At 37.5% G+C, this 22,216-nt stretch carries 22 protein-coding genes and 1 other annotated feature (1 of these 23 cut by a window edge); of the genes, 17 read left to right on the top strand and 5 right to left on the bottom strand.

Annotated features, from left to right (window positions below; genetic code table 11):
• Positions 1-98: a binding site (T-box leader), on the top strand (it extends 134 nt beyond the left edge of the window).
• Between the two features lie 64 nt (positions 99-162).
• The 3 genes from tyrS to AB1284_RS18325 all read left to right on the top strand — a co-directional run bounded on the left by tyrS (position 163) and on the right by AB1284_RS18325 (position 2,341).
• Complete coding sequence (tyrS, locus tag AB1284_RS18335) at positions 163-1,419, top strand: tyrosine--tRNA ligase (RefSeq protein WP_429753569.1); 1,257 nt, start codon at positions 163-165, stop codon at positions 1,417-1,419.
• A gap of 61 nt (positions 1,420-1,480) precedes the next feature.
• Positions 1,481-2,047: a mechanosensitive ion channel family protein gene (locus AB1284_RS18330; protein WP_429753570.1), complete on the top strand. Its 567-nt coding sequence runs from the start codon at positions 1,481-1,483 to the stop codon at positions 2,045-2,047.
• 141 nt (positions 2,048-2,188) lie between these two features.
• A complete protein-coding gene (locus AB1284_RS18325; protein ID WP_429753571.1) occupies positions 2,189-2,341 on the top strand; it encodes a transporter in 153 nt (50 codons plus the stop codon).
• Positions 2,342-2,392: 51 nt separating this feature from the next.
• Here AB1284_RS18325 and rpsD read toward each other — a convergent pair whose 3' ends face one another.
• The gene (gene rpsD, locus AB1284_RS18320) at positions 2,393-2,995 is read right to left on the bottom strand and encodes a 30S ribosomal protein S4 (RefSeq protein ID WP_429753572.1); all 603 of its coding nucleotides are present in this window, start codon (positions 2,993-2,995) and stop codon (positions 2,393-2,395) included.
• A gap of 350 nt (positions 2,996-3,345) precedes the next feature.
• Between rpsD and megL the strand changes: the two genes are divergently transcribed.
• Positions 3,346-4,521, top strand: coding sequence for a methionine gamma-lyase (gene megL, locus AB1284_RS18315; RefSeq protein ID WP_429753573.1), 1,176 nt, complete (start codon positions 3,346-3,348; stop codon positions 4,519-4,521).
• Between the two features lie 11 nt (positions 4,522-4,532).
• Here megL and AB1284_RS18310 read toward each other — a convergent pair whose 3' ends face one another.
• A complete protein-coding gene (locus tag AB1284_RS18310; protein ID WP_429753574.1) occupies positions 4,533-5,012 on the bottom strand; it encodes a GAF domain-containing protein in 480 nt (159 codons plus the stop codon).
• A 231-nt stretch (positions 5,013-5,243) separates the two neighbouring features.
• Here AB1284_RS18310 and refZ point away from each other — a divergent pair, with 231 nt between their 5' ends.
• From refZ to AB1284_RS18275, 7 genes are all read left to right on the top strand, one after another.
• Entirely contained in the window at positions 5,244-5,882 is a 639-nt protein-coding gene (refZ, locus tag AB1284_RS18305; protein WP_429753575.1) for a forespore capture DNA-binding protein RefZ, read from the top strand.
• A 380-nt stretch (positions 5,883-6,262) separates the two neighbouring features.
• Positions 6,263-7,972, top strand: a complete 1,710-nt coding sequence (gene ezrA / locus AB1284_RS18300; protein WP_429753576.1) for a septation ring formation regulator EzrA — start codon at positions 6,263-6,265, stop codon at positions 7,970-7,972.
• Between the two features lie 213 nt (positions 7,973-8,185).
• Positions 8,186-9,328 (top strand): cysteine desulfurase family protein, encoded by a 1,143-nt coding sequence (locus tag AB1284_RS18295; protein WP_429753577.1) that lies wholly within the window; start codon positions 8,186-8,188, stop codon positions 9,326-9,328.
• 6 nt (positions 9,329-9,334) lie between these two features.
• On the top strand, positions 9,335-10,546 hold the full coding sequence (thiI, locus tag AB1284_RS18290; protein ID WP_429753578.1) for a tRNA uracil 4-sulfurtransferase ThiI: 1,212 nt from the start codon (positions 9,335-9,337) through the stop codon (positions 10,544-10,546).
• A 91-nt stretch (positions 10,547-10,637) separates the two neighbouring features.
• A complete protein-coding gene (locus tag AB1284_RS18285; protein ID WP_429753579.1) occupies positions 10,638-10,838 on the top strand; it encodes a small, acid-soluble spore protein, alpha/beta type in 201 nt (66 codons plus the stop codon).
• Positions 10,839-11,093: 255 nt separating this feature from the next.
• The gene (mbcS, locus tag AB1284_RS18280; protein WP_429754426.1) at positions 11,094-12,680 is read left to right on the top strand and encodes an acyl-CoA synthetase MbcS; all 1,587 of its coding nucleotides are present in this window, start codon (positions 11,094-11,096) and stop codon (positions 12,678-12,680) included.
• A 228-nt stretch (positions 12,681-12,908) separates the two neighbouring features.
• The gene (locus AB1284_RS18275; RefSeq protein WP_429753580.1) at positions 12,909-14,468 is read left to right on the top strand and encodes an amidohydrolase; all 1,560 of its coding nucleotides are present in this window, start codon (positions 12,909-12,911) and stop codon (positions 14,466-14,468) included.
• 173 nt (positions 14,469-14,641) lie between these two features.
• Here AB1284_RS18275 and AB1284_RS18270 read toward each other — a convergent pair whose 3' ends face one another.
• Positions 14,642-15,445: an NAD kinase gene (locus tag AB1284_RS18270; RefSeq protein ID WP_429753581.1), complete on the bottom strand. Its 804-nt coding sequence runs from the start codon at positions 15,443-15,445 to the stop codon at positions 14,642-14,644.
• A 155-nt stretch (positions 15,446-15,600) separates the two neighbouring features.
• Here AB1284_RS18270 and AB1284_RS18265 point away from each other — a divergent pair, with 155 nt between their 5' ends.
• The 5 genes from AB1284_RS18265 to AB1284_RS18245 all read left to right on the top strand — a co-directional run bounded on the left by AB1284_RS18265 (position 15,601) and on the right by AB1284_RS18245 (position 19,867).
• Positions 15,601-16,230, top strand: coding sequence for a DUF2953 domain-containing protein (locus AB1284_RS18265; RefSeq protein WP_429753582.1), 630 nt, complete (start codon positions 15,601-15,603; stop codon positions 16,228-16,230).
• 16 nt (positions 16,231-16,246) lie between these two features.
• Positions 16,247-16,642: a GerW family sporulation protein gene (gene ytfJ, locus AB1284_RS18260; protein ID WP_429753583.1), complete on the top strand. Its 396-nt coding sequence runs from the start codon at positions 16,247-16,249 to the stop codon at positions 16,640-16,642.
• A 128-nt stretch (positions 16,643-16,770) separates the two neighbouring features.
• Entirely contained in the window at positions 16,771-17,271 is a 501-nt protein-coding gene (gene tpx / locus AB1284_RS18255; RefSeq protein ID WP_429753584.1) for a thiol peroxidase, read from the top strand.
• Positions 17,272-17,385: 114 nt separating this feature from the next.
• Positions 17,386-18,372: a class I SAM-dependent methyltransferase gene (locus AB1284_RS18250; RefSeq protein WP_429753585.1), complete on the top strand. Its 987-nt coding sequence runs from the start codon at positions 17,386-17,388 to the stop codon at positions 18,370-18,372.
• A gap of 301 nt (positions 18,373-18,673) precedes the next feature.
• Positions 18,674-19,867, top strand: a complete 1,194-nt coding sequence (locus tag AB1284_RS18245) for an acetate kinase (RefSeq protein WP_429753586.1) — start codon at positions 18,674-18,676, stop codon at positions 19,865-19,867.
• A 41-nt stretch (positions 19,868-19,908) separates the two neighbouring features.
• Here AB1284_RS18245 and AB1284_RS18240 read toward each other — a convergent pair whose 3' ends face one another.
• Complete coding sequence (locus tag AB1284_RS18240; protein WP_429753587.1) at positions 19,909-20,340, bottom strand: NUDIX hydrolase; 432 nt, start codon at positions 20,338-20,340, stop codon at positions 19,909-19,911.
• Positions 20,341-20,467: 127 nt separating this feature from the next.
• On the opposite strand from AB1284_RS18240, the gene AB1284_RS18235 reads away from it, so the two are divergent.
• Positions 20,468-21,298 carry an EcsC family protein gene (locus tag AB1284_RS18235; protein WP_429753588.1) on the top strand — a complete coding sequence of 277 codons (831 nt, stop codon included), beginning with the start codon at positions 20,468-20,470 and terminating at the stop codon, positions 21,296-21,298.
• A 28-nt stretch (positions 21,299-21,326) separates the two neighbouring features.
• Here the strand turns inward: AB1284_RS18235 and AB1284_RS18230 are convergent, their stop codons facing one another.
• The gene (locus AB1284_RS18230; RefSeq protein ID WP_429753589.1) at positions 21,327-21,977 is read right to left on the bottom strand and encodes a YitT family protein; all 651 of its coding nucleotides are present in this window, start codon (positions 21,975-21,977) and stop codon (positions 21,327-21,329) included.
• Positions 21,978-22,216: the final 239 nt, after the last annotated feature.

Below are 22,216 nucleotides of genomic sequence, written 5' to 3'. Positions count from 1 at the left end.
TAAAAGGGGAAAGACGGTGATGAGCCGTTATGTGAATGAAGTGGCAGGTTTTTTCCTGCAACTAGGGTGGTAACGCGATGAGTAAAATCGTCCCTTATTGAAGGGGCGATTTTTTTATGTTTTAAATTCCGCGCACAAACTATTTTTAAAGGAGTGAATCTGATGAACATTTTACAAGATCTTGAGTTCCGTGGTCTGATTAACCAACAAACGGATGCAGAAGGTTTACAAGAGTTGTTAGAGAAAGAAAGTGTGAAATTATACTGTGGCTTTGATCCAACAGCTGACAGTTTACATATTGGTCATATGCTGCCAATTTTAATACTACGTCGCTTCCAACAAGCAGGGCATCAACCAATCGCACTTGTTGGCGGAGGTACAGGTTTAATCGGTGACCCAAGTGGTAAAAAAGCAGAACGTACATTAAATGAAAAAGAAACAGTTGCCTTTTTCAGTGAGCGTATTAAAGAGCAGCTTTCTAGCTTCTTAGACTTTGAAAAAACAGGGAATCCAGCGATTATCGCAAACAACTACGATTGGATCGGTTCTTTAGACTTAATCACATTCTTACGCGATATTGGTAAAAACTTTGGTCTAAACTACATGTTAGCGAAAGATACAGTTGCATCTCGTTTAGAAACAGGTATCTCATTTACTGAGTTTAGTTACATGATTTTACAATCATACGATTTCTTAAACTTATACCAAACATACGGCTGTAAATTACAAATTGGTGGTAGTGACCAATGGGGTAACATCACAGCTGGTCTTGAATTAATCCGTAAATCAGAAGAAGATGCGAAGGCATTTGGTTTAACTGTACCGCTTGTAACGAAATCTGACGGTACGAAGTTTGGTAAAACAGAAGGTGGAGCAGTTTGGTTAGACCCAGAAAAAACAACACCTTACGAGTTCTACCAATTCTGGATTAATACAGATGACCGCGATGTTGTTAAATACTTAAAATACTTTACATTCTTATCTCATGAAGAGATTCTTGAGTTAGAAAAACAAGTAGCGGAAGCACCAGAAAAACGTGAAGCACAAAAAGCATTAGCTTCTGAAATGACAAAACTTGTTCACGGTGAAGCAGCTTTAGAGCAAGCGATTAAAATTTCAGCAGCGCTATTTAGCGGTTCTGTTGCAGAATTAACAGCGGCGGAAATCGAGCAAGGCTTTAAGGATGTACCATCTGTGGAGCGTAATACAGAAGATGCATTACTAGTGGATGTACTTGTAGAAAGTAAAATTTCACCATCAAAACGTCAAGCGCGTGAAGACATTACAAATGGCGCGGTTTATGTGAATGGTGAACGTACACAAGAGTTAGACTATACTGTAACAGAAAAAGACCGCATTGAAGGTAAGTTTACAATTATTCGCCGCGGTAAGAAAAAATATTTCTTAATTCGTTACTAATGTGCGAAAAAGCGTAAGAATCCTTACGCTTTTTGCATTTTGAAGGAGAGGAGTTAATTTTATGGATATTCAGAAAATTTTAGAGGATTATGTTTTAAACCCAGAAAAATTAATGAGCTTTGGGGGAACTATCCTAAGAATAATTATTATTTTTATTGCTGCAAAAGTGATTATTCGCGTAGCTTGTGTAGGAATTGAACAAATTTTTAAGATGAGCAGCAAAGCGCCTGTGCGTACGAATGAAAGACGTGAGGCGACATTAACGAAGCTTTGTCAAAATATTGTTCATTATGTTGTGTATTTTATGGTAGTTATGACGGTGTTAGATACAGTAGGAATCGATATTAAAGCACTTCTTGCTGGGGTGAGTGTTGCTGGTTTAGCAATTGGTTTTGGTGCGCAAAACTTAGTAAAAGACGTTGTAACAGGATTCTTTATTATTTTTGAAGATCAATTTTCAGTTGGGGATAAAGTGAAAATTAATGATATCGATGGTATCATTGAAGAAGTAGGGCTTCGTACGACGCAGCTAATTGCGGAAGATGGGGAGATTTACTTTATTGCAAACAGCTCGATTACAAAAGTTGCGAACCATTCTTTAGGTGAAAAGCGTAAAGAAACAGCATAAGAGAATATAGATGAAAAAAAGACTTCGGTGATGCCGAAGTCTTTTTTTTTGTTCAAAAATTTTCTGTATGTTCACTTCAAGTTCATAACAAGCTTGTATGATGTATGTATTATAAGTGATAGAAAAAAGGAGCTTAACTATATGTCACTAGAAGCATTAATTATTTTTTCGTTACTGAATGCTGGACAGCTAGCAGAAAATGAAAAAACTCATTTACAAAAAAATCATAGTGAATCATATGTTTGTGTCGAGAAACATGAACAAGATAAAACGATGAATATAAAGCTAAAATAAATATTTTTATTCAAAGAAAAAAGCCAATCCAAAAGGATTGGCTTTTCGTCATTAACGAGAGTAGAACTCTACGATTAACGCTTCGTTGATTTCAGCAGCTAACTCAGCGCGCTCTGGTAAGCGAGTGAAAGTAGCTTCTAATTTGTCAGCATCGAAAGTTAAGTACTCAGGTACGAAGTTGTTAACTTCGATAGCTTCTTTAACAACAGCTAGGTTGCGAGATTTTTCGCGAACGCTGATTGTTTGGCCTGGTTTAACGCGGTAAGATGGGATATCAACGCGAGCGCCATCTACCATGATGTGGCCGTGGTTTACTAATTGACGAGCAGCGCGACGAGTGCGAGTTAAGCCCATGCGGTAAACTAGGTTATCAAGGCGAGCTTCAAGAAGGATCATGAAGTTTTCACCGTGTTTACCTTTGATTTTACCAGCTTGGTCAAATGTGCGACGGAATTGACGCTCAGTCATGCCGTACATGTGACGAAGTTTTTGTTTTTCTTGTAATTGTAAACCGTATTCTGAAAGTTTCTTACGTTGGTTAGGACCGTGTGGACCTGGTGCGTAAGGGCGTTTTTCTAATTCTTTACCTGTGCCGCTTAGAGAGATTCCAAGACGACGAGAAAGTTTCCAAGATGGACCTGTATAACGAGCCATGAATGACTCCTCCTTTAAATGTTTTTATTTTTGTAAAATAAAAACAGACGTAATTGACATTTATGCGCATTTCATTTTCATGTATCCTCGCTCCAGCAGCAGGGAGTTACACGATACACCTCTTCATGAGGAACAAAATACAAACAATAAACTCACATTACAAGGCTGCCTTTTTATTTTACACAAAGGCTATTATATCTGTTTATTAGGAGGGAGTCAAGAATATCAATTTTCATTTTATACATATAAATTTTGGAAAAATGCAAGAAGGAATTTTATGAATGCTCATGGAAAGGATAGCAACAGATAGAAAACGCTTACATAAAATAAAGTATAAGGGGGATGTTTGTATGAAAAAGAAACATATCGAAACGACATTGGTCCATCACGGGTATGATGCTGCACAGTATAAAGGGAGTTTAACACCACCGTTATTTCAAACATCTACGTATACATTTGAAACCGCTGAGCAAGGGGAAGCGAGCTTTGCTGGATATGACTCAGCTTACATTTATTCTAGACTTGGTAACCCGACAGTCGAGTTATTTGAAGAAAGAATGGCAGCTTTAGAAGAAGGGACAGCTGCGCTTGCGTTTGGCTCTGGAATGGCAGCTATTTCAGGGACGCTTTTAGCCTTTTTAAAAGCGGGGGACCATATTGTTTGTTCTAACGGATTGTACGGTTGTACGTATGGATTTTTAGAAGTGTTAGAGGAGAAATTTGCAATTACGCATACATTATGCGAGATGGAAACAGAAGCAGAGATTACAAATAGTATTCAACCGAATACGAAGATTATTTTTGTAGAAACACCAATTAATCCAACGATGAAACTTATTGATTTAGAACTTGTTGTAAAAGTAGCGAAGCAGCATGGACTTCTCGTTATTGTTGATAATACGTTTTGTTCACCATATTTACAAAGACCACTTACATTAGGCTGCGATGTTGTTTTGCACAGTGCGACAAAATATATTGGCGGTCATGGTGATGTTGTTGCGGGTGTTACGATTTGTAAAACAAAAGAGCTTGCAGAAAAAATTCGTCCGATTCGCAAAGATGTTGGAGGGATTATGTCACCATTTGATGCATGGCTGCTTTTGCGCGGTTTAAAAACATTAGCAGTGCGGATGGATCGCCACTCTGAAAATGCAGAAAAAATTGCTGCTTTTCTGCGAAATCATGAACTAGTAGAAGATGTTTGGTATCCAGGAGGAATGCTTGCGAATAAACAAATGAAGCGCGGTGGTGGTGTACTGTCGTTTACAGTAAAAGGTGGAAAAGAAGAGGCACAGGCTTTGATGGATAACTTAAAGTTAATTGCAATTGCAGTTAGCCTTGGGGATACAGAAACGTTAATTCAGCATCCAGCAACGATGACACATGCGGTTATTCCAAAACATATTCGTGAGCAGATGGGTATTTATGATAATTTACTACGCTTATCCGCAGGACTTGAGGCGTGGGACGATATCGTAGTAGATTTATCACAAGCGCTGCAAAAAGAAAAAACGGCTCTATCTTAAGAGCCGTTTTTTTATATATGGTTTAATAAAGTTTCTACAAATTTCTCTAAATATGTTTGATCGATTTCATCAAAACGACCTTTATTTGGACTGTCGATGTCGAGTACGCCGATGACTTCATCGTTTTTGATAAGTGGTACAACAATTTCTGAATTAGAAGCTGCATCACAGGCGATATGTCCAGGGAACTGATGAACATCAGCGACAAGTTGCGTCGTTTTTGTTTCCGCTGCTACGCCGCATACACCACGGCCAAATGGGATGCGAACGCAAGCTGGTAGTCCTTGAAATGGTCCAAGTACAAGCTGATTCCCTTCCGTTACATAAAAGCCTACCCAGTTAATATCTTGTAAAAACACATTGAGTAAAGCAGATGCATTTGCTAAGTTAGCCATTACATTTGACTCACCTGTTAATAATGCATCGAGTTGTTTTATTACTGTTTCGTATTGTTCCTCACGTGTACCTGTATATCCTTGTGCTGTAAACATAAAAACGCCGCCTTTCCCCTAAAAAATGTAAAATAGTCGCGAAATAAGCGATAATTCGCACGACTTTGTCGATAGAAAATTAAAGGAATTTGTCTTAAAAGTCAAGAAATTTACATAAAAGTGAAACTTCCATCAGTAGAGGAGGCATCCTTGGTTAATTGTTAGTTGAACTAACCGGGTTCTTACTGCTTGATAAAGGATAAAAGCTGTTCGATGAAAGGGAGTGAGTGCGTGAAACAGGTGAGACAGAAGATTATCGACGCGGCAATTTCGCTATTTTATGCGAAGGGATATAATGGTACATCGGTGCGTGATATAGCAAAACAAGCAAATGTCAATGCAGCAAATATCTCATATTATTTTGCTGGAAAACAAGGATTGCTGGAACAATTGGTGTCAGACTTTTTAGAGGGGTACTTACGTGTAATTGAAATAGCATTTGAACGGCGGAATTTTTTATCTTCAAAAGAAGTATTATTTCAGATCGTACGCAATATTTTACAATATCAATTTGAGCGAAGAGAGCTTACTCGTTTCTTTTACAGAGAACTTTCATTAGATAGCACATTAATTCGAGAAGTAATGACGATTTACTTTTCAAAAGAGAGATATTATGTGGAACAACTGATTAGACAAGGTCAGGAAAATAAAGAGTTTCAAAAAGTATCCTTCACGATGTTTATGACACAGCTGAAGGGAATGATTAGTATGCCGTATTTATATCCGCAATATATATCAGAAGTGCTGCATTCATTTCCGTCAGAAGTGTTTTTTATTGAAATGTATATGAAGGAAGTAGAGCAGTGGATGGAGCAAACTCTTTGTATAGAGCGTTCACATTATCCCCTGCCGAGAGCGGCTTATGTATAAAGAAAATCGAAAAACATAAAAACAGCTTGTTACCAGTATGTATGGAAACGAGCTGTTTTTTGTTTGCTTCCTATGAGATAACATCTTCTTTTTTAAATCACGATATAGTAGTATATCAATTAAGCGGTAATAGCATTTACGAGAAGAAATACTGTTTTTTAACAATTATCACTTTGGGTAGAGGTATATCCATAATGGATTTGGAAGGAGTAAATTCTTTCGCGAAATTTTTCTAAAAACTAGGCCAAAAACATATAATTACATGGTATGATTAGTACATTGAAAGTTGTTAAATATAGGGGATTTTCCTTTTCTTACATAACGCCTTCCATTTCAAAAAACGGAACGGACAAAAAACAAGATAAATAGGAGGCTTTTGAATGGATTCAATTTTAACGATCGTTATCATCATAGTGAGCGCTATTTTGCTCTTTCTTATAGTAGAGCTCGTGATGAGAAATCGTTTATATAAAGATATTGAGGCATTGCAGCAATGGCAGCAAGAAATTAAGGACAAGCCTGTTGCAGATGAATTAAAGAGAGTAAAAGAATTAAATATGACCGGACAAACGGAAGAACTGTTTGGGAAATGGCGAAATGAATGGGATGAAATTATTGCTAATATTCTTCCGAAAGCAGAAAAAGAATTAGAAAGCGCTCAAAAACTTGCCGCGCAATTTTCCTTCCGAAAAGCAAAGCATATAATGAATGAATCCATTAGCGGTTTAGATGAAGCAGATCATCGAATTACTGATATTTTAAATGAATTGCAAGAGTTGTTAGAAAGCTATGAGAAAAACAACTCAGAAATTGAACATTTACGCGATACATATCGGAATATGAAAAAGAGCGTGCTTGCTCATCGACATATGTTTGGCTCAGCAGAACAGAAAATAGAAGAGGCACTTGATGTGGAATCGAAGAAATTTCAAACATTTGAAGAAGCTACTCAAAATGGAGATTATTTAAAAGCGCGTGAAATTGTTATAAGTTTAGAAGAAGGACTATCAAATTTAGAACTGATTGTGCATGAAGTGCCTGATTTATTAGTAGAATGCCAGGCGACCTTACCAGTACAATTAGAAGACTTAACACAAGGTCACGACGATATGAAAAAGCAAGGCTATGTATTAAATCATTTGGAAATCCCAAAAGAAGTAAGAGAAATGAACCAACAACTGCAAACATGTCTTGCGGATTTAGAATATCTACATGTGCTGGAAGCAAAAGAAAAAATCGACGTTTTAAAAGCGCAGCTCGATACGTTATACGAACAATTGGAATTAGAAGTGAGAGCGAAATATTATGTTGAACAGCAGACAGTAGCTGTATACGAAGATTTAGAAACAATTCGCGAGCAGGCACTGGAAACAAAAGCAGAAACACAGTTTGTGAAGCAAAGTTATCAGCTGCAAGATAAAGATATTGAATCACAAAAAGTGATTGAAAAACAAATGCATATTTTGATGAAGCGTTTCGAAGTATTACAACTTCGTATTGCAGAGCAAGATATTGCATTCTCTGTGATTCGAGAAGAATTAGAGGAAATTTACGAGCAATGTGAAACATTGAAAATACTTCACGATGAGTACAAAGATATGTTGCAAACAATGCGTAAAGATGAATTTGAAGCACGTGAAGCGTTACGAGAAATGCGCCATACAATAATGGAATCAAAACGTATGATGCAAAAATCAAATTTACCAGGTTTACCAGATAATATCATGGTTGATTTGCAAAACGGCCAACAAGCGATGCAAAATGTATATGAGCAGCTGGAATTAAAACCACTAAATATGGGTGTGGTAACCAGTACGTTAGAAGAAGCGGTAGCTATTGTAAATGGTGTATATGAAGCAACGCAAGAATTAATTGAGCAAGCATATTTAGTAGAGAAGTTAATTCAGTATGGTAACCGTTATCGCAGTCATGATGATATGCTGGCACAAAGTTTAGATCATGCAGAGCGATTATTCCGTGAATATGAATATGATGCAGCACTAGAACAAGCAGCTTCTGTATTAGAACAAATTGAGCCAGGTGTTGTCCAAAAGATTGCTGAATTTGTTGACTTAGAACAAACTCCTTAATATGTATTAAGGGGTTTGTTTTTGTTTAGACAACTTTTGTATGCATGAGGATGTAATATTGCTATAATGAATAGCGGAATATAGAGCGTTTTTTAGTTAAAAGTAGAAAAGCATACTTCCGCTTTAATGACGGAAACTATGAGCATGTTTAGCGTAAACGCATGAACTTATGATATGATTGTGTGATGCGATATCGCTGAAAGGGGAAGAACGATGATCTATTTTGATAATAGTGCGACGACAAAACCATACCCAGAAGCCTTGCAATCTTATGTAACAGTTGCAGGAAAATATTTTGGGAATCCTTCTTCTATTCATTCCCTTGGAGGAGAATCAGAGCGTTTATTAACGCAATCACGTGCGATTGCAGCGCAGCTTCTTCGTGTCAAGCCTTCAGAAATTATCTTCACGTCTGGAGGAACAGAAGGGAATAACCTTGCAATTAAGGGGATTGCGATGAGAAATCGCTCCCGCGGCAAGCATATGATTACAACAAATATTGAACACGCTTCTGTGTCTGAGGCATATAAACAGCTAGAAAATCTTGGTTTTGACGTTACATATTTACCTGTAAATAAAAACGGTGTTGTATCGGTAGAAGATGTAAAACGTGCTCTTCGAGAGGATACAATTCTTGTTTCCATGATTCACGTTAATAACGAAACAGGAGCGATTCAGCCTGTTGGTGAAATTGGGAAGTTATTAGCAAATTATCCGAAAGTACGATTTCATGTGGATCATGTGCAAGGAATTGGAAAAGTCCCGCTTGATTTGTATGAAAATCATATTGACCTTTGTACGATTTCTGGGCATAAGTTCCATAGTGTAAAAGGTACAGGGCTTTTATATGTTCGCGATGGTGTTAGACTTGATCCAGTTTTATCAGGTGGTGGACAAGAGTTGCGTTACCGTTCTGGCACAGAAAACTTGCCGGGAATTGTTGCAATGATAAAAGCTTTGCGAATGACATTAGAAAAGCGGTCAGAGAATATCATGCACCTTCAAGCATTAAAAGAAGAACTCATTCATGTTTTTAATGATATGGAAGATGTTACAATTAATACGCCCAATGAACATACGGCACCGCATATTTTAAACGTATCATTTGTAGGATTAAAGCCAGAGGTTGTTGTACATGCTCTAGAAGAACGTGATGTGTATGTATCGACAAAGTCTGCTTGCTCTTCAAAAGCAAACGAAGTTAGCCACGTTTTACTGGCGATGGGCTTGCCGCACGAAGTAGCAGCAAGTGCAATTCGCGTAAGTCTAGCGCCGGAAAATACGATGGAAGAAGTAAAACAATTCGAAGGAATTGTAAAAGAAACATTGCCAAAATTATATGAAGTGATGAGGTAAGGAAAGATGATGACATACGAATATATTTTAGTTCGTTACGGCGAAATGACAACAAAAGGAAAGAACCGTTCTAAGTTTGTAAGTACATTGAAAGACAACGTAAAACATAAGTTGAAGAAATTTACAAATTTAAAAATTGATGCAACGCATGACCGGATGTATATTCAGTTAAATGGTGAAGATCATGAAGCTGTTGCGGATAAGCTGCAAGATGTGTTTGGTATTCACAAGTTTAACTTAGCAATGAAAGTGCCAACAGATTTAGAAGAAATTAAAAAAGGTGCACTTGCTGCTTTTCTGCAAGTAAAGCGTGAAGTAAAAACATTTAAAATTACAGTTCATCGTTCTTATAAGCATTTTCCGATGCAAACGATGGAATTGCTTCCAGAAATCGGCGGGCATATTTTACAAAATACAGAGGATATTACAGTAGATGTTCATAATCCAGATGTAAATATCCGTGTTGAAATTAGAAGCGGTTATAGCTATATTATGTGCGATGAGCGCATGGGAGCTGGCGGTCTTCCAGTTGGTGTTGGCGGAAAGGTCATGCTTCTTCTTTCAGGTGGTATTGATAGCCCTGTTGCAGCTTACTTAACAATGAAGCGCGGCGTATCAGTGGAAGCTATTCATTTTCATAGTCCGCCATTTACTAGCGAACGTGCAAAACAGAAAGTTATTGACTTAGCACAGCAGTTAACGAAGTATTGTAAACGTGTGACACTTCATCTTGTACCGTTTACAGAAGTGCAAAAAACAATTAATAAAGAAATTCCATCTAGCTATTCGATGACAATTATGCGTCGTATGATGATGCGCATTGCAGAGCGTATTGCAGAAGAGCGTAACGCACTTGCTCTTACGACAGGGGAAAGCCTTGGACAAGTGGCGAGTCAAACATTGGATAGTATGCATACGATTAACGAAGTGACGAATTATCCGATTATCCGTCCGCTTATTGCAATGGATAAGCTAGAAATTATTAAAATTGCAAACGAAATCGACACGTATGATATTTCAATTCGTCCGTATGAAGATTGTTGTACAGTATTTACTCCAGCGAGTCCAACGACAAAACCGAAGCGGGAAAAAGCGAATAAATTTGAATCATACTATGATTTTACGCCGCTTATTGAAGAAGCGGTTGCCAATACGGAGAAAATGGTATTACAAACAGTAGAAGTAGCAGAAGAAGAACAATTCGAAGATTTATTCTAAAGCTTATTTAAAAACCATAAATTACCATTAAAAGATATGTATGAAGCCATATAGTTTATCACACTCTATACTCACAAGGAGGTGATACAATATGGCAAACAATAATACAAATAACTTAGTAGTTCCTGGTGCAGAAGCTGCTTTAGATCAAATGAAATACGAAATCGCTCAAGAGTTTGGTGTACAACTTGGAGCAGATACAACATCTCGTGCTAACGGATCTGTTGGTGGCGAAATTACAAAACGTTTAGTTGCAATGGCTGAACAACAATTAGGCGGTTTTCAACGATAACAACCATATATAATGGCTTAGAGAGAGTGGGATTTCCCGCTCTTTCTTTTTGTTGTTGTTTTCTGTCAAAAAATAAGAGAAAACATCTACTATTGTAGCCAACTAGTCAAAATATAAACCGATTTGTCAAAAGAAGATAGTTTTAAATTGACAGAAAATTCTTTACTATCGACAGAAAACTCTTTATTATTGACAGAAAATTCTTTATTATTAAAGGGAAGTCGTATATTGTAAAGGGGGAAGAGTATGAGACATGTGAGCCGTGAAGAATTATTAGCACCGCCAACGTATAACTTAGTAGAAGAGATGGAGCGTTATGCAAAAGAGCCAAATAAACTTGCGCTTATTTGGCAAGATGATCAAGGCAATAAAAAGAAAGTGACATATGGGGAATTGTTAAAAGGAGCAAACAAAATTGGAAACGCTTTTATAAAAAGTGGTCTGCAACAAGGGGACAAGCTTCTCATTATGATGCCTCGTCTGATTGAAACATATATGACGTATATTGCCGCAATTAAAGCGGGATTTGTTGTCATTCCAAGTTCAGAAATGCTGCGTAAAAAAGATATTGAATACCGCATTGCCCATGGAGAAGTAAAAGCGATTGTGAGTTACGAACCGTACGTTAGACAATTCGACGGAATCGAAGCGATGAATTCACTTTGTAAATTTGTATTAAGTGAAAAACCGCTAGACGGTTGGAACAACATAAGGGAAGCGCTTGAAACAGAGAGTGATATACTAGAAGTGGCAAAGACAAACTGTGATGATATGGTCTTTTTATCCTATACATCTGGCACGACAGGCAATCCAAAAGGTGTTGTACATACACATGCTTGGGCGTATGCTCACCTTCGTACGAGCGCTGCAAATTGGTTAGCAATCGAAGAAAATGATGTTGTGTGGGCAACAGCAAGTCCAGGATGGCAAAAGTGGGTTTGGAGTCCTTTTCTTGCAACACTTGGTTCAGGTGCAACGGGATTTGTGTATCACGGGAAATTTGACCCGGCAACATATTTGCAATTATTAAGTGATAATAAAGTAAATGTATTGTGCTGTACGCCGACTGAATATCGTTTAATGGCAAAAATAGAAAACTTGCAGCAATATGACTTGTCTTCCCTGCATAGTGCTGTTTCGGCGGGAGAGCCATTGAACAGAGAGGTTATTGATACATTCCGAAATTATTTTCATGTAACGGTTCGAGATGGTTATGGCCAAACAGAAAATACATTACTTGTTGGTGTATTAAAAGGAATGGAGACAAAGCCTGGTTCGATGGGGAAACCAACACCAGGTAATCAAGTTGACATTGTTGATGAAGATGGTAAACCAGTTCTTCCGGGAGAAGTAGGAGATATTGCGGTGCACATCAAAACACCGGCATTATTTAAGCAGTACTATAAAGACCCGGAACGTACAACTATGCAATTTCGCGGTGATTATTATATTACAGGTGATCAGGCGAAAAAGGACGAAGATGGCTACTTCTGGTTTGAAGGGCGAGGCGACGATATTATTATTAGTTCTGGTTATACAATTGGGCCGTTTGAAGTGGAAGATGCACTTGTGAAGCATCCATACGTAAGAGAATGTGCTGTTGTGGCAAGTCCAGACGAAATAAGAGGGAATGTCGTAAAAGCCTTTATTGTTTTACAAGAGGGGATAGAGAAAAAGGATGAAATGTTAATTCCGCTTCTGCAAGAGCATGTAAAAGAATTAACAGCACCTTACAAATACCCGCGAAAGATTGAATTTGTGGAAGAACTTCCAAAAACAATTTCCGGTAAAATTCGCCGCGTAGAATTGCGAAAACGTGAAATGGAATTAGCTTCGAAATAAAGTGAAACTTCCGTCAGTGGAGGGCTTTATCCTCTACTGATGGAAAGCCCGCCCAATTGGGATTTTACGGGCAGTTCCCCCTTTTCGGTTTTCTCTGAATTTTAAGGTGGGGTCTTACTGCCTGATAATAGCGGAGTAAAGAAGAATCGTAGGCAGAGAAATCTGTCTGCTTTTTTTCTTGCTGACAATTTCGTACACTAAAAAGTAAGAAGCAAAGGGGGAGAAAAAATGGGAGAACTTTGGTATGGCGGAAAGATTTATACGATGGAAGAAGAAGGAACGACTGTAGAAGCCATTTATGTAGAAAATGGTAAGATTATTGCCGTTGGAACGAGAGAAGAGTTAGAAGCTCGTTATCGTCCGAAGCAGTTATTTAATGTAGAAGGCAAAACAATGCTCCCTGGTCTTGTCGATAGTCATATGCATCTTATTGGACACGGAGAACGATTGCTTCGCTTAGATTTATCGACATGTACATCCTATCAAGAAGTGCTGCATCTTGTTGCTGAGCGAATAAAAACAGCTAAACAAGGAGAATGGATTATTGGAGAGGGCTGGAATGAAAATAATTTTACAGATCGAAAAGACATACATAAACGTGATTTAGATGCTCTGTCACTTCATCATCCTATTTTATTGAAACGCGTCTGTCGTCATGTGACTTGGGTAAATTCCTATGTTCTTGAGAAAGCAGAGATTGTGCAAGGGGTAGAAGATCCGAAAGGCGGGAAAATTGGGCGTGATAAAACTGGTGAATTCACCGGTTTATTGTACGAACAAGCGCAGGATTTAATTGCTCATATTCAACCAGAAATTGATGCAGCGTATGTAACCAACGCACTGAGAACAGCCATTCAAGATTGTTGGAAATACGGATTAGTTGGTGGACATACAGAAGACTTAAACTATTACGGTGGTTTTCAAAAAACATATAAAGCCTTTGCAGAAGTGATTCGAGATATGCCGTTTAAAGCACACCTTCTCATTCATCATGAGGTGGCACATGAACGGGAGCGCTATGAGAGTACACATTATATTGAGTTTGGAGCAATGAAAATCTTTTCAGATGGTTCCTTTGGGGGACGGACAGCGCTGCTTAGTGAACCATATGAAGATGCAAAGGAAACAAATGGAGTTGCCATCTTTTCGCGCGATGAACTTGCGCTACTTGTAAAACAAGCGAGAGATTTCAATATGCCTGTTGCGATACATACGATTGGTGATTTATCACTTGAATATGTGATAGATGCGCTCGAAATGTATCCACCAAAAGAAGGGCAGCGTGATCGCATTATTCACTGTCAACTTGTACGCGAAGAGTTAATCAATCGTATGAAGAAGCTCCCTGTAATTTTAGATCTTCAACCTGTCTTCGTTTCTTCCGACTTTCCATCTGTTATTGAAAAACTAGGGGAGCATCGCCTTCGCTACGCATATGCATGGAAAACGCTCCTTCATGCTGGCTTACACTGCGCGGGCGGTTCGGATGCACCAATCGAGCAGGTGAATCCACTTTTAGGGATATACAGCGCCGTAACAAGAAAAAGCTTTGTGGATGAAAACTGTTATATACCAGAAGAAAAGTTAACGGTATTTGAAGCTATTTCGCTATTCACAACAGGAAGCGCATATGCGATTGGAAAAGAAGAAAACCGCGGGAAAATTGCTGCAGGGTATGAAGCGGATTTTACTGTGCTAGACAGAGATATATTTGAAATTGAGAAAGAGGAAATAAAAGAGATAGACGTTGTGATGACCGTTGTCGATGGTGAAATTGTATATAAGTAAATAAAGGCGGCCGAGGCCGCCTTTATTTACTTATCCCGCATTAACGGGCAGTAAGTTCCCCACCTCAAGATTCAAAGAGAAGCAAAGAAGATAGGTGGGTAATAACTGCCCGTAAAAGCCCGATTGGTTCAACTAACCTTTTGGAGAAGAACACTCCAAAAGGAGGTTTCACTTTATAAAAACGTTCTTTGTACTTTTTCCCAGAACGAATTATTTTTCAGTTTTACTGTTTTAATTTGTTTATCGCTTAAACGAACAACTGCTTTTTCGACTTGTTTAATACTTAATGCTTCGTTATCCATGCCCATGACAGGATAGTCGCTGCCACTTGGAGCTAATTTTAGCGTTAATGTACGATCATTGTTTAAGATAAATGGGGAACCAAGTGTACGGTACGTATTGTTATTTAACGAAGCGAGTTCACTCACTTGGAAACATGGAATTAATGGATCCACAACAGCTCCGTGTAGTGATTTATTATATGCTGTGCTTCCTGTTGGTGTAGAAACAACTAATCCATCGCCTCTGAATGTTTCAAAGTATAAGTCATCAACATACACATCTAGCATAAATGTTTTAATAACGCTAGAGCGCAGTGAAAATTCATTTAGGCAATAAAAAGATGTATCATGATCAACTGTTACTTGAATTGTTGGATATCTTCTTACTTCAATTTCATTTTTTGTGATTTCTTGAAGGGCGCTATCGACATGGTCAATGTGGAAGTCACAGTAAAAGGATATATCATTTGTTGTCGAAACCCCTGCGTATAAACAATCTTCACGAAATCCTGTTTTTCTGACAGCTTGCAAGAATGTACTGTCGTCGCCAACACTAACGATAGCATTTGCGTGTTTTGGATGTTCTAATATTGTAAATCCATTTTCTTCTAAAATGTCGTATACTGGTTTCATTTTTTCGACAAGCGCTGTTTTATCATCACCGTAAAAGAAAAATAAATTGCGACGATCTGCCATTTTGTATCCCTCCATGCAGTAAATAATATGTTCAAATACTATATTTCGATAAAAATATCAAAAATCCTCCTGTTTTTAGAAAAATCTATATTTTCAATTTCGTTTATTCTTTTCATATTGTGTCGATAATGGATATGGAATGAAAGGATGGTACGATGAAGTGGCTTGCGATTGGAATTGGAATACTTATCTTGTTCGTCTTGCTTATTTTGTTGTCGAAATTATCGCTGAAAATCAGTTTGTTATATACAGAAACCGAAAAACAATGTTTATTTCAAGTGGAAATATGGATGCTTCATTATACGTTTGACGTGCTTGAGCGGATAGAAAAACAACAAAAGAAAACAAATCAAAAAATTGAAAAAGCAGGAGAGGAAGGTGGAACAGAGGACAAGTTTGTAGCGACGCTTGACAGCATAGCTGAGATTATAAAAAGGATACAAGAAACCCATACTATGTTTAAAGGTTTTCTTCAAAAAGTAAAAATCAAAAATTGGAGATGGCGTTCGCAAATTGGAACAGGTGATGCAGCGAGCACCGGGATTGTAACAGGTTATGTATGGTCAGTAAAAGGAATGATTGTTGGAATTACTGGACATTATATGGACATTATCGGTGCACCGCAGCTTGAAGTTACTCCAATTTTTCAAGGGAAAACTGTGGCATCACATTGTGAATTAACAGCTTCATTTCGGATATACCGTGCAGTGAGAACAGCAATTCGCTTGTTTGTATTATTGAAAAAACAAGGGGCTATTGCTACAGATAATGCTATGCAACAATGAACATAGGGGGGATTATGTGGAACATCCAATTCAAGGATTAATGACAACAGCAATGCAACATTTAAATCATATGATTGATGTAAATACAATTATTGGTGATCCAATTCAATCACCAGATGGAAGTGTCATCTTAACGGTTTCAAAAGTAAGTTTCGGCTTTGCGGCAGGCGGTAGTGAATTTGGGAAACTTGAAAACAATAATCATCATCCATTTGGCGGCGGTAGCGGGGGCGGCGTTTCTATTAACCCAATTGCTTTTCTTGTTGTAAATAGTGAAGGTGTGAAAGTGCTTCACTTAGATAAACAGACGCACATACTTGACAAGATAATGGAATTAGCACCGCAAGCAGTCGATAAGGTGAAAGAAATGATGAACAAACAAAAAGATAAACAGCCGGAGTATGAAATATAGAATGAAGAAGCTAATCTATTGGTTAGCTTCTTTTTTCATAAAACAGAGCGATTCATTTGCATTCTGTTTGCTGAACATCTATCATTTACACTGTACATATTTTGTTTTAGAAAAGGGAGGATTTTCAAATGGCAAACGTAACGTTTAAAGGAAACCCAATCACTTTAGTTGGAACAGAAGTTAAAGTAGGCGACCAAGCGCCTAACTTTCAAGTATTAGCAAATGATTTATCTGCAGTAACTTTAGAAACATATAAAGGTGCAGTGAAATTAATTAGTGTTGTACCATCTATCGATACAGGTGTATGTGATGCACAAACTCGTCGTTTTAACGAAGATGCAGCTGGTATTGCAAACGCAAAAGTATTAACAATTAGTGTGGACCTACCATTCGCTCAAAAACGCTGGTGTGCAGCTAACGGTTTAGAAAACGTTGTTACACTTTCTGATCACCGTGACCTTTCTTTTGGCGAAGCATACGGTGTTGTAATGAAAGAACTTCGTCTACTTGCACGTGCAGTATTCGTAGTAGATAGCAATGATAAAGTTGTTTACGTAGAATATGTAAGCGAAGGTACAAGCCATCCAAATTACGAAGCAGCATTAGAAGCAGCAAAAGCTGCGAAGTAATGCGAAGAGCGAAAAGCGGCCTCTTGTGAAAAGCGGTCGCTTTTTCTTTTGGAAAGAATTTAGAGTGTGGTATGATATAAGTTATGTGTATTTTAGTTTGAAGGAGGAGTTTTCGTGAGCTCAACAGTAGAAACAATATTTTCTATCTTTGATTCTTCTGCCGTAATTTTACGTAAAGAATTAGACATAACGTATTTAGAAGCGCTTGTAGAAACAGGTGATAATTTATTTGAAGGAACAATTTTACAAGAAGGATTAGAGCAGCCAACAATTGAGCGATTAGAGCGTGAATATAGCAAGTTTAATGAAGAAAACTATAAAGGCGAAGAGATTCGCAAGGCGTTCCAACTTGCCATCTTAAAAGGGATGAAAGACGGCGTACAAGCAAATCATGAAATGACGCCAGATGCAGTTGGTATGTTTATGAGCTATTTGTTCCATAAATTTATGAAGGATCAAAAGGAAGTGACTGTTTTAGATCCTGCAGTTGGAACGGGGAATTTATTGACGACAATCTTTAATGGTTGCCCAGAAGGTATAAATGTGAGCGGATTTGGGGTAGATGTAGATGATTTGCTTGTTAAGCTTGCGTTAGTCAATGCAAATTTACAAAAACAAGCAGTTGAGTTTTTCAATCAAGATGGATTAGCTCCACTTTATATTGATCCGGTTGATGCAGTTGTGTGTGATTTACCAGTCGGTTATTATCCAAATGAAATGGGTGCAAGTAAATATACTTTAAAAGCAGACGAAGGTATGTCTTATGCGCATCATCTTTTTATTGAACAAAGTGTAAAACATACAAAAGAAGGCGGTTATTTATTTTTCTTAGTGCCAAACTTCATTTTTGAAAGCGATCAAGCGCCAAAGCTTCATGCCTTTATTAAAGAAACATGTTTTGTTCAAGGATTATTACAGCTACCTGTTTCCATGTTTAAAAATGAAAAAAATGCAAAAAGTATATTTGTTCTCCAAAAGAAAGGGCAAACCATACAAATGCCAAAACAAGCATTATTAGTAGAGTTACCAAAATTCTCTAATATGCAAGCGATGGAGAACATCATGAATCAAATTAATGGTTGGTTCGCTGAGCAAAAATAACCATTGTTTCTATGTAACAGGGGGATATGTATATATAATACAGTTTTATCTTGTATACAGTATTTAGTAACGTATACAAGATAACAATAGAGAAATACCAAATCTGTAATATAAAAAAAATCTTTGTGTTACAATTTTTTCACTTGAAATATATGTCGTACGATGTTTAAATTAAAATCGTGAGTTTAAATTTTTTTCAGTGAAACGGTTATGTTAGCTGATAAAAATTGAAGACATAAAATTGAGCGGTTTGTGGAGAGATTCCACACGGCTAACAAGAGAAAAAGGGGCGAAAGACTAGATGTCAAAAATCATCGCGATTAATGCAGGAAGCTCTTCCTTGAAATTCCAATTATTTGAAATGCCAACTGAAACAGTATTAACAAAAGGTTTAGTAGAACGTATCGGTTTAGAGGATAGCGTATTTACAATTACTGTGAACGGTGAGAAACAAACAGAAGTAACAAATATCCCAGACCATGCAGTTGCGGTTAATATGCTTTTAAATAAGTTAACTGAAACAGGTATTATTAAATCTCTTGATGAGATTAGCGGTACGGGTCACCGTGTTGTACATGGCGGTGAAAAATTCCCAGATTCTGTTCTAATTGACGATAAAGTATTAGCAGATATCGAAGCTTTAAGTGAGTTAGCACCACTTCATAACCCAGCAAACGCTGTTGGTATTAAAGCATTCCGAGAAGTACTTCCGAACGTACCTGCAGTAGCAGTATTCGATACGGCATTCCACCAAACAATGCCGGAGGAATCTTTCTTGTACAGCTTACCTTACGAATACTATGAGAAATACGGCATCCGTAAATACGGTTTCCACGGTACTTCTCATAAGTATGTAACAGAGCGTGCAGCTGAATTATTAGGTCGTCCACTTGAAAGTTTACGTTTACTTTCTTGTCACTTAGGTAACGGTGCAAGTATCGCAGCTGTTGAAGGCGGAAAATCAATCGATACATCTATGGGCTTCACACCACTTGCTGGTGTAACAATGGGTACACGTTCTGGTAACCTTGACCCTGCGTTAATTCCATACATTATGGAAAAAACAGGACAATCTGTAGAAGAAGTTCTTAACGTATTAAACAAGAAAAGTGGTATGTTAGGTCTTTCTGGATTCTCTAGTGACTTACGTGACATTGAACAAGCTGAAGAAGAAGGAAACCATCGTGCAGAAGTAGCACTAGAGATATTTATTAGCCGTATTCATAAATATATCGGTTCTTATGCAGCTCGCATGAAAGGTGTAGATGCAATCATCTTTACAGCTGGTATTGGTGAGAACAGTGCATTAATTCGTGAGCGTGTATTAGAAGGCCTTGAATTTATGGGCGTGTATTTCGATCCAAAACGCAACAATTTCCGCGGTGAAGAAGCATTCATTAGCTTCCCACACTCTCCAGTAAAAGTAATCGTAATTCCAACAGACGAAGAAGTTATGATTGCTCGTGACGTAGTACGTCTTGGAAATATTGGTTAATATATGATGAAAAGACGGGATGATTCCCGTCTTTTTTTGTATTATTTTTTTGAAAGTAGATTTGTTAATCCGTTTGGGTATAATGTTTTTTCTCCTTGCAAAAATGTTTCAACGGGAACCCATACACCGTAGGAGATGTTTTGTCCTTCTGTTATTGTGAATCGATTCTTTTTATAAAGCGCTTTGTTTGAAAAGCAGACAGAATACAATTGAATTAGTTCATGTCCAATTGTATTTTCTATTTGAAAAATGTTTTCTAAACAGCCCAAATATGTAACGATTTCCACAGCGACTCCAAGTTCTTCTTGAAATTCTCGAATAATTGTCTCCGTGGAATGCTCTCCAAGTTCAATAGTTCCTCCAAGTGGTCTATAATAATATCCTTCACCAGTTTCGTGTTTTCCTTTGTATTCTTCAACAAGAATACAATTGTTGTATGCAATAATACCTAAGGCTTTCGCACGTGGATGCATAACATACCTCCCCTTTTTTACTATGGCGCATTTAAAGTTAACATATTTTTCAGAAAAAAACAGGGCGTACGGCCTCTTGCAGCAAATATGTTACAATATAGAAAAAATAATCCAAGGGGTTGTTTGTATGCTGTCAAAGCGAGAAGAACGAATTTTATATGATTTGAAAAGCTGGGAACAGCAATTAGTGCAACAAGAATCAACGGACTTTCAGAGAATGTTTGATAAGTGGTTGAACGGTACATTTTCTAAGCTGCCGGAAAAAAAAAGAAATGAATTTTTTTCAAAAGCAGATGGATGGCTCTTTCATCTTCATGCACTTATTCAAAGCTCGCAGTCGCAACTTGATGCACGGGGACGGATTTTAGGAACGGCTCGTTTATTCGATGATTCCATTGAACATGTTGAAGACATGAAAGTATTATCAATTGATCAATTAACATACATAGCAGAACAGCAAACAGCTCGTCATCGTTTATATTCTTTCGTACAAGGAGGAGTAACAGGAGTTGGTGGCTTTTTATTATTAAGTGCAGACTTACCAGTATTGGTTGCTTTAAATGTGAAAGCGGTACAGCTAATCGCCACATCATTTGGTCATGATGTGAATAAACCGTATGAAATGATGCTAGCGTTAAAAGTATTCCACGCAGCCATATTGCCAGCGCATTTGCAGCAGTATGCTTGGTACAACTTACAGCAAGAGTTAGAACAAGAAGAAGCAGCTCCATTCTTCTATGAGGGAGAAGAGGAAGTACTAAATCCAGCATCTGTACAAGTAATACTAAAACAAATTTTAAAAACGTTCATTATTTATTCGCTGCGCCGCAAGTTGTTTCAAGGTGTACCAGTACTTGGGATTGCGGTTGGATCGACGGCGAATTATCGGTTAACACGGAGCATAACAGAATTTGCGAATCGATTTTATCAAATGCGTTATTTACGCCAAAAAATATAAAAAGCGAAAGGCAGCCGCCTTTCGCTTTTTAGTTTGTTGCATGTTGTTTTGATAATGGAATTGCCACTGGTTTCTTTGCCTTTGCTGGATAGTAAATGAAATCTAGTACTTTTGCCTGCACAGCAAGGGAAAGAATCGTAAAAGCAATTTCAGTCCATGTTAAATAATATAATGAAAGTGCAATGACAATTGCGTCAAAAACGAAGAAAATTTGACCAACTGTAAAGCGCGTTTTTTTGCTTAATACAATGGTTAAAATATCGTCTCCGCCTGTTGCACCACCGAATCGTAAAATAAAACCAAGGCCAACTCCAGCTAACGCTCCGCCGATTACTGCAGCTACAAATAAATGATTTGATAAATCTACCGTAAATGGAGAATAGTTTTCCATTAAAGAATAAAATACTCCGAATGAAATGGAACCAACAAATGAATAACCGACCATTTTTCTACCTAAAAATGTAGCACATAGTAAAATGACAGGAATATCCATTAAAACAGTTGAAATTGACGGTGAAATGTCAAAAAAGTTTTGTAAAAACAGTGCGATTCCTACAAATCCACCTTCTGTTAAGTGATTCTGAAACTGAATGTGGTAAAGTGCGATAGCCAAAATAAATGAACCAAGTAAAACCATAAAAATTTCTTTAATAATTTGTCGACTTTGGATGTTCTCCATCGTTATTCCTTCTCTCCGTAGTTAGTAGTTTTTTGTTTTTCATAAACTAACTACGCCTATATAGCAGCAGTTAGTTTACATACGTCTAACTACGCTATATATCACTGAAGAAATAACGAATAATCCTCTCGTCCATCAATTCTCCCTACTTTCGTTTTAGTTTAGGTCTGAAATAGACTAAACAAAACTTAGAGTAGAATTTTTCATTTAGCAATCCTGCTCTCTTTTATGTTTTGCTT

Source organism: Bacillus sp. S2(2024) (assembly GCF_050474045.1).
Lineage (GTDB): Bacteria > Bacillota > Bacilli > Bacillales > Bacillaceae_G > Bacillus_A > Bacillus_A yunxiaonensis.
This window is presented reverse-complemented; position numbering and strand designations above follow the sequence as displayed.